This is a genomic window from Acidisoma silvae, from assembly GCF_020618775.1.
Lineage (GTDB): Bacteria > Pseudomonadota > Alphaproteobacteria > Acetobacterales > Acetobacteraceae > Acidisoma > Acidisoma silvae.
This window is the reverse complement of the sequence record NZ_JAESVB010000006.1, coordinates 84589-97923: the sequence shown is the minus strand read 5'-3', so window position 1 is coordinate 97923 and position 13335 is coordinate 84589. Positions and strand designations below refer to the sequence as shown.

Here is a 13335-nt window from a genome sequence, read left to right as displayed (position 1 = left end):
CCTTGCCCATGGATTCCACCTTCAACCCGCCTGCGTCCGAAACGGATGCGATTACCGACCTGCGTTCGGCCATTGCGCGGCTGGAAAAACGGTCCGGCCATATCCGTTCCACCAACCATCCGGTTGACCCTCATGCCGAACTGGCCGGCGTCTACAAGCGCATCGGTGCCGGTGGCACGGTCATGCGCCCGACCCGGAAGGGGCCGGCCATGATCTTCGAGACTGTGAAGGGCTATCCCGGCTCGCGCGTGCTGGTGGGGCTGATGGCCGACCGCCAGCGTGTTGCGCATATGCTGGACTGCAAGGCCGAAGACCTGGCCCAGCATATGGGCCGCGCGGTCGAGAAGGCCATTCCGCCGGTTGAGATCACAGGTGACGCGCCTTGTCAGGAGGTCGTGCATCTGGCGAGCGACCCTGGTTTCGATCTGCGCAGATTGCTGCCGGCGCCCACCAATACCGAACAGGATGCCGGTCCCTATTTCTGCCTCGGCCTGTTGCTCGGCAGCGATCCGGACGAAGGCCATTCGGATGTCACCATCCACCGGCTTTGCGTTCAGGGGCGGGATGAACTTTCCGTCTTCTTTGCCCCCGGCCGTCATATCGATGCCTTCCGTGAGAAGGCGGAGGCGCGGGGCGAGGCACTGCCCGTCACCATCAATATGGGCCTCGACCCCGCGATCCTGATCGGCGCCTGTTTCGAGGCCCCGACCACGCCCTTCGGTTTCGATGAACTCGCCGTCGCCGGCGGGCTGCGCGGCCGGCCGGTGGAACTGGTGCGCGCCAAAGCCGTCGACCAGCGCTCCATCGCCCGCGCCGAAATCGTGATCGAGGGTGAAATCCTGCCCAATGTGCGCGTGCGGGAGGATCAGAACACCAATACCGGCCATGCCATGCCGGAATTCCCCGGCTATGACGGGCCGGCCAATCCGTCTCTGCCCGTCATCAAGGTCAAGGCCGTTACCATGCGGCATGGCGCCATTTTGCAGACGCTGGTGGGACCGGGCGAGGAACATACCAGCCTCGCTGGCATTCCGACCGAAGCCAGCATCTACAATGCCTGCGAACGCGCGCTGCCGGGCTTCGTCAAAAACGTCTATGCCCATACGGCGGGTGGCGGAAAGCTGCTGGCGGTGCTCCAGGTGCATCAGCGCAGCGCCGGTGACCAGGGCAAGGCGCGGCAGGCGGCCATCATCGCGCTCGGCGTCTACCGCGAAGTGAAAAACGTCATCATCGTTGACGAGGACGTCGATCTTTTCGACAGCGACGACGTGCTATGGGCCATGCAGACGCGCTATCAGGGCGATATCGACACCATCTTCCTGCCCGGCGTCACCGGCCATGTGCTCGATCCCTCGCAGTCGCCTGACTACAATGCCAGCATTCCGGGCAAGGGCATCACCTGCAAGACGATCTTCGACTGCACCTATCCCTGGAAAATGAAAAAGCATTTCGAGCGCGCGCCCTTCCGCGATGTGGACCCCACGCCCTTCGCGCCCGATCTTTTCCCCAAGGCGTGACGATCATGACGAAAGCGGCAGCGCCGTCACGCATGGTGATCGGCATTACCGGTGCCACGGGCATCGTCTTCGGCATCCGCGCCTTGCAGGTGCTGCGGCAATTGGGGGTGGAGACGCATCTGGTCGTCTCCCGCGCGGGGGAGATGACGCGGGCCTATGAAACGGAGATGAGCCGGGAGGCGCTGCACGCGCTGGCCGATGTCTCTTATCCCGTCAATGATGTCGGCGCCGCCATCGCCAGCGGGTCATTCCGGACGATGGGGATGCTGATCGCGCCCTGTTCCGTACGCACGCTGGCCGAGATCGCCAGCGGCGTCACCACAACCGTGCTGACGCGTGCCGCCGATGTGGTGCTGAAGGAACGCCGTCGCTTGGTTCTGATGGTGCGGGAAGCGCCGCTGCACGCAGGACATATCAAGAATATGCTGGCGGTGACGGAGATGGGCGGCATCATCCATCCGCCGATGCCGGCCTTCTATACCAATCCGACGTCGATTGCGGATATCGTCGATCACTGCCTTGGCCGCGCGCTGGATTGCTTCGGCCTCGATATGCCGGACATGCTGCGCTGGGGCGAAGCAGCGGTTGCAGAGGAACAGACCTTCCCCATCTAAAGGCCTGACTTACGGAGAATTGCCATGTCGACTGTGCCCGCGCTGAAACTTCTCAATGGCGTGACCATGCCGCAAATCGGCCTCGGCACCTGGCCGATGGATGACGCGGAGGCGGCGGTCAGCGTCGCCCAGTCCGTCGGTCTCGGCTACCGGCTGATCGACACGGCGGAGAACTACCGAAACGAGACCGGCGTGGGCGAAGGCATTCGCAATTCCGGTGTTGCGCGCGATGAGATTTTCGTCACCACCAAGTTCAATCGCGAATGGCACAGCCTTGCCGGCGTGCGGCAGGCGGCCGAGGGCAGCCTGAAGCGGCTGGGCCTGGACTATATCGACCTGCTGCTGATCCATTGGCCGAACCCGGATCAGGGCCGCTACGTTGAAGCTTTCGAAGGCATGACGAAGCTTCTGGATGCCGGACTGGTGCGCGCCATCGGCGTTTCCAATTTCAAGCCCGTGCATCTGGAGGCTTTGTTCGACCGGGGCTTCGTGCCGCATGTCAATCAGATCCAGCTCGATCCCTATCTGCGTCGTGACGATCTTGTCGCTATCCACAGGGAAAAAGGCATTGTCACTGAAAGCTGGAGTCCCCTCGGCCGTGGCGGTGACATTATGAAGGATCCCGCCATTCAAGGCATCGCGGCCCAGCATGACAAGTCTGCCGGGCAGGTCATTCTGCGCTGGCATACGCAGAACGGTTTTGCGACGACGCCGAAATCCTCCGACAGCGTCAGGCAGAAGGCCAATCTGGACATTTTCGATTTTACGCTGAGCGAGTCTGAGATGAATCGTATCGATGCATTGCGGCACCCGACGGTCGAATTGGTCGACGCAGATACCTTCGGTCATTGACGCCTTCATGCAGCCGCGTGACGGCTGAAACAATTCCTCACGCTGGCTTGCATGGATGACCGGCCTCTCCGAGTTTATAGAGACCGCAGACTAATTTCGGAGGGGTCATGGACCCGGCTATTCTATCTGTCCTAGACACCTATCATCAGCGCATGCAGGACGAGCGCGCGGCATCGCGCGATCTGCCCGCCAGCGGTCGCGACGGCGGCGAGGATATGCGCATGCGGGCAATCGGACCGGACACGGGGCGCCTGCTCAACATCCTTGTGCGCAGCCTGCCGAACCCGCGCATTCTCGAACTCGGCACATCCTTCGGCTATTCCGGCATCTGGCTGGCGGAAGCCGCGCGCGCCGTGGGCGGCCGCCTCGTCACCATGGAAATCCATGCCTATAAAAGCATCTATGCCCAGGAGATGGCCGCCAAGGCAGGCCTGTCCGAGTTTATCGACTTCCGCATCGGCGATGCGGTTGAGATGATCGGTCAAGAGGAGGGCGGATTCGACTTCGTCTTTGTCGATCTCTGGAAGGATCTCTACGTGCCCTGCCTGGAAGCTTTTTATGCGAAGCTCAATCCAGGGGCCATCATCGCCGCCGATAATATGATCAAGCCCGGCAGCGAAGGCGTGCAGGCCTATAGTCGCGCCATTCGCGCGGAGCCCAGCATCAGCAGCGTCTTGCTGCCGGTCGGCACCGGGCTGGAAATCAGCCGCTACGAACCAGGCTGACGGAAGGGCAGGGGCGAACGCCCCTGCCACCTCACACGCTTACTTCTTTTTCCGCTTCATCATCTTCATGACGCGTATGGCGAGGCGCGTCAGCGCCGGCATCGTCGTCGGGCGCAGCAGGCGCGTATCATAGCCTGAAAAGCGGCGGTCATTCTCGGCCAGGCAGATCTGCATCAGTTCGCCGATTTCGATCTCGACATTGCTCATCGACTGCGCGCCGGTGACGGTAAAGTTGTTGTCCTGCGTGCGTTCCTTGCCTTCCCCGTCCATGCTGCGGGCGAGGCCGACGCGTTCGTAGCCGAGGAAGACCCACACGGCCCAGACGCGCAGTTCGAACCAGGGGCGCTTGTAGAAGGGCAGGCGCGCGCGATGCCAGGCGAGCCAGTTCGCGAAAAGCAGGATATGGCGGCATTCCTCCTGCATCACGGGCTCGAATGTCTCGATCAGCTCCGGCGGAAAGAAGCCGGACCGTTTGGCGACTTCGAAGAGTCCGAAAGCAAAGAAACTATCGACGCATTCGCTGAAACCGGTGACGAGATAGGCCCATTCCGTATCTTTCGGCTTGATATAGGGCGGCTCCACCGCCAGCGGAATGTCATAGGCCTGCACGAGTTTGGACAGCACGTCCTTGTGCCGGTTCTCTTCCCAGGCGTTCAGCGCCAAGGCCATGCGCATGTCCGGGTCGCGCAGATCGCCGGCATAGGCGGCCATGCGCAGGCGCGCCTTGCCCTCGGTCTCGACCGCAATATCCCAGATCGGCAGGGAGGTGATGCGGTGCAGCGTCTCCGCGTCCAGCTTCGGCCAGGGAATGACGGAGGGACGATAGGGGTTGAAGGTCTCCGCGAACATGCGATGGACCTCGGCCTTATGGACGTCGGAGCCGATGCGGATCTTGCCTTGCACCTTGCTTTGCCAATGGCGCGCCGTGCGGTCGGCCCTGTCCATGGCGTCCTGATGCCGTTCATTCGGCAGCACTGGTGGCACGAAACCCGGAACATGGGATTCGGTGAAAAAATCATCCACGGCAGCGCTCATCGATCCTGACCTTTGCTTGCAGACCGGCTTCTGACCGTTCGGTCAGCGCCAGTATAGCGGCGCGCGAGCCTGACGCCAACGTAAGCCCGGATGGAATGTCGCATGACAACGCAATGAACGCGCATCGCGCGCGATGCCGATCTATCGACATCGCAGCGAAACGATCTTATATTTTGAAATACCCGCTTGATGATCGGCTTCCCCGGGATTTCGCCGAAGCGAAATCACCGGAAGCCGTTGGTGCCCAGAAGAAGACTCGAACTTCCACGACCTTGCGGCCACAGGTACCTGAAACCTGCGCGTCTACCAATTCCGCCATCTGGGCAATGCTGCGGTGAGGCGGGGTGTAACCAAGCTGTCGCTTCCCGTCAACAGGCGCGGATCACGAGAATGCGCGCAAACCGAGGGTTGGCCTTGCAGGGCAGATCTGCTGCCCCGTAATGCTGTCACAAGTTACCGATAGGCACAGGGGAAAGCGCGATGCGAAGCGATGGACGCAGGATTGCGACGGTGTTTGGAGGGGCGGGTTTTATCGGCCGCTATCTGGTGCCGCATCTGGTGCGGCAGGGTTTCACCGTGCGGATCGCAGGGCGCGATACGGAAAAGGCGGCCCATCTCAAGCCCATGGGCAATCCGGGCGAGGTGGTGCCGCTCTATGCGCCGTTGTCTGACGCGGGTGCCGTGGCTCGTGCGATCATGGGGGCAGAGGTCGTCGTCAACCTCGTCGGCATCCTGGCCGAGAAAAAATCCGGGGACTTCGTCCGTGCCCATGGCACGGGGCCGCGCGTCATCGCCGACGAAGCCTCCCGCGCCGGGGTGAAGCATCTTGTCCATATCTCGGCCATCGGTGCCTCGGGCACCAGCAGAAGCGGCTATGGCCGCAGCAAGGCGGCGGGGGAGGCATCGGTGACGGCTGGCTTTCCGGACGTCGTCATCCTGCGTCCCTCCATCGTCTTCGGGCCGGAAGACCAGTTCTTCAACCGCTTCGGCGCCATGGCCCGCCTGTCGCCCGTCATGCCGGTGATTTCGGGCCGGACGAAGTTTCAGCCGGTCTATGTGGGGGATGTCGCGGAGGCCATCATGGCTGCCCTCGCGCTGCCGCCGGAAGCACCGCGCCTGTACGAGCTGGGCGGGCCGGAGGTTCTGAGTTTTCGCGAGATTTTGGTCTATATCCTCAAGCAGACGGGCCTGAAGCGGCCCCTGCTCGCCATTCCGCCGGGCATCGCGCGTCTTCAGGCGAAGCTGCTGGAACATATGCCAGGCAAGCCCTTCACCACGGACCAGCTGGAGATGCTGGCCCAGGACAATGTCACCAGCGGTCTGGTGCCGGGCTTCGCCGCGCTTGGCATCGTGCCGCGCCCCATCGATCTCGTGGTGCCGGCCTATCTCGCACGCTACGGCGGCAAGCGCCCAAATTCGTGATCGAAACGGACCAGGGCCGCGCCGCTTGCGAAAATGCGCGTCGTTACAACATGCAGAACCAGCTGATTGTGACGGTGAGGTTTATGCTTTCGCACCCTCGCCATGAATTTTGGAGGTTTAGATGAAGGTTGTTTCTGCGCGCGCTGTCGTTCTGGCCCTGGCGCTGGGTACGACGGCTCTTTCACTTTCTGCCTGCGGCCATTCGCCGCTGACCCGTGCTTTGACGGGCGGTGCCATCGGCGCCGGCGGTGGCGCACTGATCGGCGGGGCGACGGGCGGCAATGCCGGCACGGGCGCGCTGATCGGTGGCGGTTTGGGCGCTGCCGGCGGTGCGCTGACCGCGCCGTAACCCGGTTTCGCACGCCTATTGTGCGCGGCATGGCTCCACGCCGCGCACAATATGGAATGCGGCAGGTCTGATCTCGGCTTTTCAATTGCCCATCGCAGCGGGTGATATGTCAGAGAGGGACAATGTCCGTTCCTGTCTGGCTACCCGCACTTCTTGGCTTTCTGACCGCGGTCGGGTCGATTTCGATCGACATGTATCTGCCGGCCTTTCCGCAGATTGCGCGGGAATTGGGGGCCGTGCGCGGCGGCGCGCAGATCACGCTCGCCACCTTCTTCGTCGGCCTCGCGCTGGGCCAGCTGATCCTGGGGCCGCTGGCGGACCGTGTCGGCCGCAAGGCCCCACTTGTCGTCGGCATGTCGCTCTACACGCTGGCGACCATCGGCTGCGCGCTGTCCACCAGCCTTGTGACCTTTTCCATCTTTCGGTTTCTGGCGGCACTTGGCGGCGCTTCCAGCATGGTCGTGCCGCGCGCCGTGGTGCGCGACCTGTCCAACGGGTCCAATGCCGCCCGGATGATGGCGCAGCTCATGCTGGTGATGGGTGTCTCTCCCATCCTGGCGCCGGCTTTGGGCGGCTTCGTGCTGAACTGGGCGGGATGGCGGTCCATCTTCTGGGTGCAGGCGGTCTACGGCATCGTCAATCTCTCCCTGGTCGTCTTCCTGCTGCCCGATACGCTGCCGCGTGACATGCGCGTGCGCCACGGACTGATCAGCGTCTTTCAGCGCTATGTGCAGGTGGCGCGCGACCGCAACTTCCTGCCGGCGGCGCTGGTGGTGGCTTTCGCCAGTGCCACGCTGTTTGCCTATCTGGGCGGGTCGCCGCTGGTCTTCGAGACCGGCTTCCATGTCAGCCCTATCGTCTATGGCTGCATTTTCGGCCTGAACGGCTTCGGCCTCATCATGGCGAGCCAGCTCAATGGCCGCCTTTTTGCCAGCCGCTTCGGCATCGACCGCACTTTGACGACGGCCGTCTATGTCATGCTGGGCGGCACCGTTTATCTGACGCTGATTTCCGCGCTGGGTTTGGCGGGGCTGGTGCCGACGCTGATGGGTCTGTTCGTCTGTATCGCGTCGCTCGGCTGCATCTTTCCCAATGGCACGGTGGCGGTGATGTCGCGCCAGCATCAGAATGCCGGCGTTGCCTCCGCGCTCACCGGAACGCTGCAATTCTCCATCGGCGCCGTCAGCGGCATGATCGTGGGCGAGCTGAGCGATTCCTCGCCGCGCGCCATGGCCGTCTGTATGCTGGCGGGCGCCGTCGGCATCACGCTCTTCAACCGTCTGCGGCCGCGCGGCTGAACGGGAGACACAATGACGGGCATGACCGGCGGCTGCCTTTGCGGCGCGGTGCGCTACCGGCTGACGGAGGCACCCTTCAACAGCGGGCTCTGCCACTGCGAGACCTGCCGGCGAACGAGTTCCGCGCCGTCTCTGCCTTATATCGGTGTCATGCGATCAGCTTTCGCGATCACACAGGGCGCGCCGGTCGCCTATGCATCCTCGGCGCGTATTGTCCGCAGCTTCTGCGGTGCCTGCGGGTCGCCGCTGACCTATGACAATCTCGATAAGCCCGAGACCATCGATGTCATGACGGTCAGCCTGGACAAGCCTGAGGCCTTTCCGCCGACCGAACATGTCTGGGTCTCCGAGAAACTCACCTGGGAGGTTCTGGCCGACGGCCTGCCGGCCTATGCGACGGGCGAGCGCGAGGGCGCTTAAGGGTCTGGGGGCGTTGCCGGGCCGGCCAAACGGCGATGGATATCCTCCTGCCGCATTTCGATCCGCGTCACCCTTGTCACCACATCGGAAATCACCGAGCCCGCGAGAGCGGTCGCAGCGGCACCGGCCGCGCCACGCGCTTCGGTGATCAGTTGGCCTTGGCCGGCTTCCAGATGCGTCATGCGGTCTTCAAGCGTGCGGAGGCGCGTATCAAGAGCCTCAAGAGCAGCAGTCGTTTTGGCTTGGAGTTCAAAAAGCCCTTCAATTTTACGGGCAGTTTTCCAGGCCGCTTTTACAGAAGACCATACGGGCAATGCCATAAGTTGGCTCAGGCAGCCTTATTGGCCATGCGCATCAATAGGGCATCAAGCACGCGGCGCTGCTCGGCAATGCCATCATCCAAGCGCGCCATACTCTCGTCGAATTTGGTGATCAGATGCGCCTCTTCAGGCGAGATCGCGTGCCGCTTCACCGGCGTGGCGGCGGTGTCTTTGCCAGTTGTGGCAGCCTGCTTAGCGGCTGTTTCACGAGATGCGGCTGTTTTTCGGGCCGTGGTCTGAGACATGAGAAATCCCCTTCCGTCGCCATAATATACGCAGTCCGGGGCGATATTGCATCTGCCTTCAGCGCCGCATGAACGTGATCGACAGATAGGCGCCGAGCCAGGAGCCGAGGGCGGCGAACAGAACATAGACCCAGTTCTGCGTGTAGCTGATTACCGCGAAAGCCGAGAGCAGATACCACAGGCTGCTCCAGGTCGCGGCCGGCACACGCGCCCGGTCAGCGACGGCGGCGGTGAAGCGGACATAGACGGCGTCCGTTCCGGCTGTCGCCACCACCACGCCCAAAGCCGTCAACAGGTTGATGGCCATGGGCGGGGCTTTCCTCTCGGTCAGGCCGCCTGCGGCCGGATATCCTTGATGTCGCGGAAGGTCAGGTTGTCGAAATTCTCGATCGCCCGGCGCAGCATGAAGGCGGAGGAGGCAAGAAAGACCGGGTCGCCGTCCACGTCATCGGCCATGGCCGTGCGCTGGGTGGTGATGAACTTCTCCATGGCCAGCTTATCGCCGGAAACCCAGCGCGCCAGCGAATAGGGCACGCCTTCGAAGGTGATGGGCGTGCCGTATTCCTGCGCCAGGCGGGCCTGCAGCACGTCCAGCTGCAGGATGCCGACGACGCCGACGATGGGCGGTGAGCCGTCCTGCGGGCGGAACAGCTGCACCACGCCTTCCTCCGCCAGTTCCTGCAAGGCGGTGCGCAGCTTCTTGGCCTTCATGGCGTCCGACAGATGCACGCGCCGCAGGATTTCCGGCGCAAAATAAGGCACGCCGGTGAAGTTCAGCACTTCGTCCGAAGTCAGGGTATCGCCAATGCGCAGCGTGCCGTGATTGGGAATGCCCACCACGTCGCCGGCGAAGGCTTCCTCGGCCAGCGCCCGGTCACGTGCGAAGAAGAATTGCGGCGCGTGCATGGGGATCAGCTTGCCGGTCCGCACCTGCTTCACGCGCATGCCGCGCGTCAGCCGGCCCGAGCAGACGCGGGCGAAGGCGATGCGGTCGCGGTGATTCGGGTCCATATTCGCCTGGATCTTGAAGACGAGCGCGGTCAGTTCCGGCTCGGCCGCATCCACCACCCGCGTATCGGCCGGCTGGGCGCGGGGCTTCGGCCCGAAATCGGCCAGCGCGTCCAGAAGATCCGTGACGCCGATATCCTTGATGGCGGAGCCGAAATAGGTCGGCGTCAGATGGCCGGCCATGAAGCTTTCGGCATCGAATTCCGGCAGGGCGGCCCGCACGAGGTCGATCTCCTCGCCCAGCTGCACCATGCGGTCATCCGACTGCGAGAGCTCGCTCGTCAGGTGGTATGCCCGTTTTTGCAGGTCATAGGTGCCGGCGAAGTCCGAGGCGCGGCCGACCGGCCAGGTCATGGGGCAGACATCCAGCGCCAGTCCGCTCGCCACCTCGTCCAGCAGGGCGAAGACGTCCTGGCTCTCGCGGTCCATCTTGTTGATGAAGGTGATGATCGGAATATCGCGCAGGCGGCAGATTTCGAACAGCTTGCGCGTCCGGTCCTCGATGCCCTTGGCCGCGTCGATCACCATCACCGCCGAATCCACGGCCGTCAGCGTGCGATAGGTGTCTTCCGAGAAGTCTTCATGGCCCGGCGTATCGAGCAGGTTGAAGATGCAGCCGCCGTATTCGAAGGTCATGACCGAGGTCACGACGGAAATGCCGCGATCGCGCTCGATGCCCATCCAGTCAGACCGTGTGCGCCGGCGCTCGCCCTTGGCGCGGACATTGCCGGCCAGCTGAATGGCGCCACCCGCCCGCAGCAGGCGTTCGGTCAGGGTCGTCTTGCCGGCGTCAGGATGGGAGATGATGGCGAAGGTGCGCCGGCGGGCGATCTCGTTAGCGATGACTTCGTTCTGGCTCATGCGCGCGCTCTAGCAAGAACGGACGGGTAACGGAACTGGCGGCGCGGCGCAGCACTTATGAAAGCAGGGCTCGGCGGCTGGTTTGGCCCCGCCCGCAATGCTAACCGGGACGGGTCTGACAGGGAAAAGAGCCATGCGTCTGGAAGCCGATACATTCACTGACCTGCCGATGGATGACGGGGTCATGCGCGTGCATGTGCTGCGTCCGCAGGGCGAGGGGCGCTATCCGGCCATCATCCTTTATTCGGAAATCTATCAGGTGACGGCGCCGATCCGCCGCACGGCGGCCTATCTGGCAAGCTGCGGCTTCGTGGTCGGCATCCCGGAAGTCTATCATGAATATGAGCCGGCCGGGACGGTGCTGGCCTATGACAAGCCCGGAACGGATCGCGGCAACGAGCTGAAATTCGCCAAGCCCGTGCCGCAATACGATGCCGATTGCCGGGCAACGCTCGATTTTCTGAAATCCCATCCGAATTCCACCGGCGCGCTGGGCGCTTTCGGCGTTTGCCTCGGCGGGCATCTGGCCTTCCGCGCGGCCTTGCAGCCGGATGTGCAGGCCACCGCCTGTTTCTACGCGACCGACCTGCATACCCATACGCTGGGGGCCGGCGCGCAGGATGGCAGCCTGGACCGGGCGGGTGAGATCACCGGCTCGCTGTTGATGGTCTTCGGCCGGCAGGATCCGCATGTGCCGCTGGAAGGCCGCAGCATGATCCGCAACCGGCTGGAAGAAACGGGCGTCCATTACGAATGGCATGAGGTCAATGCCGCCCATGCCTTCATGCGGGACGAGGGGCCGCGCTACGACGCCGAGCTGGGCCGCTTCGGCTATGACAGCGCGCTGCGCCTGTTCCGGGAGTATCTGCGGTGATGGACTGGTTCGAAATCCGTCAGGTCAATCGCGATCTCTGGATGATCGTGGAACCCGGCCATGTCGTGAGCTGGCTCTATCTGGGATCCGACAGTGCGGCGCTGATCGACAGCGGCACCGGCATCGCGCCGATCCGGCCGGTGGTGGAAAAGCTGACCCGCCTGCCGATAAAGTTGATCAACACGCATTATCATTTCGACCATGTCGGCGGAAATGCGGAATTCGCCGTGCGTCTGGCCGGTGCGCAGGCGGAAGCGCCGCTGCGCCGCCATGCCCCGCGCGACCTGCTGAAACGCTATATCGACGGCCTGCTGCCCCTGATCGCTGATGCCGAAGCCCAGCGCGCGGCGGATGCGGACGTCATGGCTCTGACGCCGGAACTGGCCTTGCGGCCTTTTCCGGCAGGGTTCGACGCGGAAAGCTGGCGTCCGGGCGGCGTGGCCGCGACGGGCCTGCTGCGGGAGGGAGATGAGATCGACCTCGGTGACCGGCGCTTGCAGGTCATCGAGACGCCGGGCCATAGCCCGGACGGTATTTCTCTCTTCGACCCGGCACATGGCGTGCTTTTCGTCGGCGATACGCTGACCGAAGGCGCACTCTACGCGCATTATGATGAGTCATCTCTCGACGACTTGGCGGTGTCGGTCGGCAAACTCACCCGGCTGCCCGCGCCGGTTCATGCTATCTGCGCCGGCCATGTGGCGCGCGCGATCGCGGAAGTGTCGCTGATCGCAGAGACCGAGGCGGCGCTGAAACAGGTGGCGAGTGGCGCGCCCTATCGGCAAGGGCAGGATATTTTCGGCTATGGCTTGCGGGAAACGCGCCATGGCCGCGTCTGGGTCTATCACAGCGACGGGCGCGCCAGCTCCTTCCCGCTGCATGATTGATTTTTCTTACCCCGCCCGCCGCGCTACGCGGCGGGCGGGGGCAGAAAGTTAACGCACGCCGCCGGCGACGATGATGGTCTCGCCGGTCACCCAGCGGCTGTCATCGGAGGCCAGGAAGGCCGCGACAGGCCCGATATCCTGCGGCTGGCCCATGCGGCCCAGCGGCGTCTGCGCGACGGCTGCATTGGCGAAATCGCTGCCGATAAAGCCCGCCGTATGCGTGCCTTCCGTCTCCACCAAGCCGGGGTTGATGGCATTCACCCGGATGTTCTGCGGGCCGAGTTCCTTCGCCAGCGTATGCGTAATCGCGTCGACCGCGCCTTTGGTCGCATTATAGATGGAAGCGCCCGGCGGGGTGATGCGGCTGACGACGGAGCTGATATTGATGATACTGCCACCCTGTTCCGGGAAGTGCTTCACCGCCGCCTGGGTCGTCAGCAGCAGGCCCAGCACATTGGTGTCGAACTGGCGATGGAATTCGGCGGCCGTGACATTGGCCAGTGGCAGCATGGCATAGACGCCGGCATTATTGACCAGGACATCGATCTTGCCGAAGGCCGCGACCGTCTCGGCGACGATCTTTTCGCCGGCGTCCGCAACGCTGCCCTGAACGGCGACGGCGCGGCCGCCGGCGGCCGTAATGGCGGCCACGGTTTTATCCGCGCCCGCCTTGTCGGACGCGTAATTGACGGCAACCGCCGCACCGTCGGCGGCCAGCGCCGTGGCGATGGCGGCACCGATACCCTTGGAAGCGCCCGTAACCAGGGCAACTTTTCCAGAAAGCTTGCTCATGGATCTGTTCCTATTGGAGGAGATGGAAGGCCTGTTGTCCGCTGCCTGAAAGGGCGGCCAGCGGTCTGCACGCTGTCACCCTGCGCGGCCGCATTGGCCCGCACAGGGTCACAGAA

Annotated in this window: 16 protein-coding genes and 1 tRNA gene; 10 read left to right on the top strand and 7 right to left on the bottom strand. The window is 63.5% G+C overall.

Annotated elements, in window-relative coordinates; genetic code table 11:
* Nucleotides 1-8 precede the first annotated feature (8 nt).
* From ASILVAE211_RS14715 to ASILVAE211_RS14700, 4 genes are all read left to right on the top strand, one after another.
* The gene (locus ASILVAE211_RS14715) at nt 9-1517 is read left to right on the top strand and encodes a UbiD family decarboxylase (RefSeq protein WP_227322091.1); all 1509 of its coding nucleotides are present in this window, start codon (nt 9-11) and stop codon (nt 1515-1517) included.
* Between the two features lie 5 nt (nt 1518-1522).
* Entirely contained in the window at nt 1523-2131 is a 609-nt protein-coding gene (locus ASILVAE211_RS14710) for a UbiX family flavin prenyltransferase (RefSeq protein WP_227322090.1), read from the top strand.
* Nucleotides 2132-2155: 24 nt separating this feature from the next.
* The gene (locus ASILVAE211_RS14705; protein ID WP_227322089.1) at nt 2156-2983 is read left to right on the top strand and encodes an aldo/keto reductase; all 828 of its coding nucleotides are present in this window, start codon (nt 2156-2158) and stop codon (nt 2981-2983) included.
* Between the two features lie 107 nt (nt 2984-3090).
* Entirely contained in the window at nt 3091-3708 is a 618-nt protein-coding gene (locus ASILVAE211_RS14700) for an O-methyltransferase (protein WP_227322088.1), read from the top strand.
* A gap of 39 nt (nt 3709-3747) precedes the next feature.
* Here the strand turns inward: ASILVAE211_RS14700 and ASILVAE211_RS14695 are convergent, their stop codons facing one another.
* Together ASILVAE211_RS14695 and ASILVAE211_RS14690 are read right to left on the bottom strand one after the other, a co-directional pair.
* Complete coding sequence (locus tag ASILVAE211_RS14695; protein WP_406566067.1) at nt 3748-4743, bottom strand: ferritin-like domain-containing protein; 996 nt, start codon at nt 4741-4743, stop codon at nt 3748-3750.
* A 238-nt stretch (nt 4744-4981) separates the two neighbouring features.
* Nucleotides 4982-5068, bottom strand: a tRNA-Leu gene (locus ASILVAE211_RS14690).
* A 155-nt stretch (nt 5069-5223) separates the two neighbouring features.
* Between ASILVAE211_RS14690 and ASILVAE211_RS14685 the strand changes: the two genes are divergently transcribed.
* From ASILVAE211_RS14685 to ASILVAE211_RS14670, 4 genes are all read left to right on the top strand, one after another.
* Nucleotides 5224-6165, top strand: coding sequence for a complex I NDUFA9 subunit family protein (locus ASILVAE211_RS14685; RefSeq protein WP_227322087.1), 942 nt, complete (start codon nt 5224-5226; stop codon nt 6163-6165).
* Between the two features lie 121 nt (nt 6166-6286).
* Nucleotides 6287-6514, top strand: a complete 228-nt coding sequence (locus ASILVAE211_RS14680) for a hypothetical protein (RefSeq protein WP_227322086.1) — start codon at nt 6287-6289, stop codon at nt 6512-6514.
* Between the two features lie 122 nt (nt 6515-6636).
* Nucleotides 6637-7812 (top strand): multidrug effflux MFS transporter, encoded by a 1176-nt coding sequence (locus tag ASILVAE211_RS14675; protein WP_227322085.1) that lies wholly within the window; start codon nt 6637-6639, stop codon nt 7810-7812.
* Between the two features lie 12 nt (nt 7813-7824).
* Entirely contained in the window at nt 7825-8232 is a 408-nt protein-coding gene (locus ASILVAE211_RS14670; RefSeq protein ID WP_227322084.1) for a GFA family protein, read from the top strand.
* Here ASILVAE211_RS14670 and ASILVAE211_RS14665 read toward each other — a convergent pair.
* From ASILVAE211_RS14665 to ASILVAE211_RS14650, 4 genes are all read right to left on the bottom strand, one after another.
* On the bottom strand, nt 8229-8414 hold the full coding sequence (locus tag ASILVAE211_RS14665; RefSeq protein WP_227322083.1) for a hypothetical protein: 186 nt from the start codon (nt 8412-8414) through the stop codon (nt 8229-8231). The genes ASILVAE211_RS14670 and ASILVAE211_RS14665 overlap by 4 nt on opposite strands.
* 146 nt (nt 8415-8560) lie before the next feature.
* Entirely contained in the window at nt 8561-8797 is a 237-nt protein-coding gene (locus ASILVAE211_RS14660) for a hypothetical protein (RefSeq protein ID WP_227322082.1), read from the bottom strand.
* Between the two features lie 58 nt (nt 8798-8855).
* Entirely contained in the window at nt 8856-9104 is a 249-nt protein-coding gene (locus tag ASILVAE211_RS14655) for a hypothetical protein (protein WP_227322081.1), read from the bottom strand.
* A 20-nt stretch (nt 9105-9124) separates the two neighbouring features.
* Nucleotides 9125-10666, bottom strand: coding sequence for a peptide chain release factor 3 (locus tag ASILVAE211_RS14650; protein ID WP_227322080.1), 1542 nt, complete (start codon nt 10664-10666; stop codon nt 9125-9127).
* A 133-nt stretch (nt 10667-10799) separates the two neighbouring features.
* On the opposite strand from ASILVAE211_RS14650, the gene ASILVAE211_RS14645 reads away from it, so the two are divergent.
* Both ASILVAE211_RS14645 and ASILVAE211_RS14640 read left to right on the top strand, forming a co-directional pair.
* Nucleotides 10800-11540: a dienelactone hydrolase family protein gene (locus ASILVAE211_RS14645; protein ID WP_227322079.1), complete on the top strand. Its 741-nt coding sequence runs from the start codon at nt 10800-10802 to the stop codon at nt 11538-11540.
* Complete coding sequence (locus ASILVAE211_RS14640; protein ID WP_227322231.1) at nt 11540-12427, top strand: MBL fold metallo-hydrolase; 888 nt, start codon at nt 11540-11542, stop codon at nt 12425-12427. Before ASILVAE211_RS14645 ends, ASILVAE211_RS14640 begins: the two co-directional genes overlap by 1 nt.
* A 48-nt stretch (nt 12428-12475) precedes the next feature.
* Here the strand turns inward: ASILVAE211_RS14640 and ASILVAE211_RS14635 are convergent, their stop codons facing one another.
* Nucleotides 12476-13219 carry an SDR family NAD(P)-dependent oxidoreductase gene (locus ASILVAE211_RS14635; protein ID WP_227322078.1) on the bottom strand — a complete coding sequence of 248 codons (744 nt, stop codon included), beginning with the start codon at nt 13217-13219 and terminating at the stop codon, nt 12476-12478.
* Nucleotides 13220-13335 lie beyond the last annotated feature (116 nt).

Coding starts and splice junctions, on each gene's coding strand:
- ASILVAE211_RS14670 (WP_227322084.1), top strand. CDS start 7,825: ATGACGGGCATGACCGGCGGCTGCCTTTGCGGCGCGGTGCGCTACCGG.
- ASILVAE211_RS14685 (WP_227322087.1), top strand. CDS start 5,224: ATGCGAAGCGATGGACGCAGGATTGCGACGGTGTTTGGAGGGGCGGGT.
- ASILVAE211_RS14705 (WP_227322089.1), top strand. CDS start 2,156: ATGTCGACTGTGCCCGCGCTGAAACTTCTCAATGGCGTGACCATGCCG.
- ASILVAE211_RS14665 (WP_227322083.1), bottom strand. CDS start 8,414: ATGACGCATCTGGAAGCCGGCCAAGGCCAACTGATCACCGAAGCGCGT.
- ASILVAE211_RS14710 (WP_227322090.1), top strand. CDS start 1,523: ATGACGAAAGCGGCAGCGCCGTCACGCATGGTGATCGGCATTACCGGT.
- ASILVAE211_RS14715 (WP_227322091.1), top strand. CDS start 9: ATGGATTCCACCTTCAACCCGCCTGCGTCCGAAACGGATGCGATTACC.
- ASILVAE211_RS14700 (WP_227322088.1), top strand. CDS start 3,091: ATGGACCCGGCTATTCTATCTGTCCTAGACACCTATCATCAGCGCATG.
- ASILVAE211_RS14655 (WP_227322081.1), bottom strand. CDS start 9,104: ATGGCCATCAACCTGTTGACGGCTTTGGGCGTGGTGGTGGCGACAGCC.
- ASILVAE211_RS14650 (WP_227322080.1), bottom strand. CDS start 10,666: ATGAGCCAGAACGAAGTCATCGCTAACGAGATCGCCCGCCGGCGCACC.
- ASILVAE211_RS14640 (WP_227322231.1), top strand. CDS start 11,540: ATGGACTGGTTCGAAATCCGTCAGGTCAATCGCGATCTCTGGATGATC.
- ASILVAE211_RS14695 (WP_406566067.1), bottom strand. CDS start 4,743: ATGAGCGCTGCCGTGGATGATTTTTTCACCGAATCCCATGTTCCGGGT.
- ASILVAE211_RS14635 (WP_227322078.1), bottom strand. CDS start 13,219: ATGAGCAAGCTTTCTGGAAAAGTTGCCCTGGTTACGGGCGCTTCCAAG.
- ASILVAE211_RS14675 (WP_227322085.1), top strand. CDS start 6,637: ATGTCCGTTCCTGTCTGGCTACCCGCACTTCTTGGCTTTCTGACCGCG.
- ASILVAE211_RS14680 (WP_227322086.1), top strand. CDS start 6,287: ATGAAGGTTGTTTCTGCGCGCGCTGTCGTTCTGGCCCTGGCGCTGGGT.
- ASILVAE211_RS14660 (WP_227322082.1), bottom strand. CDS start 8,797: ATGTCTCAGACCACGGCCCGAAAAACAGCCGCATCTCGTGAAACAGCC.
- ASILVAE211_RS14645 (WP_227322079.1), top strand. CDS start 10,800: ATGCGTCTGGAAGCCGATACATTCACTGACCTGCCGATGGATGACGGG.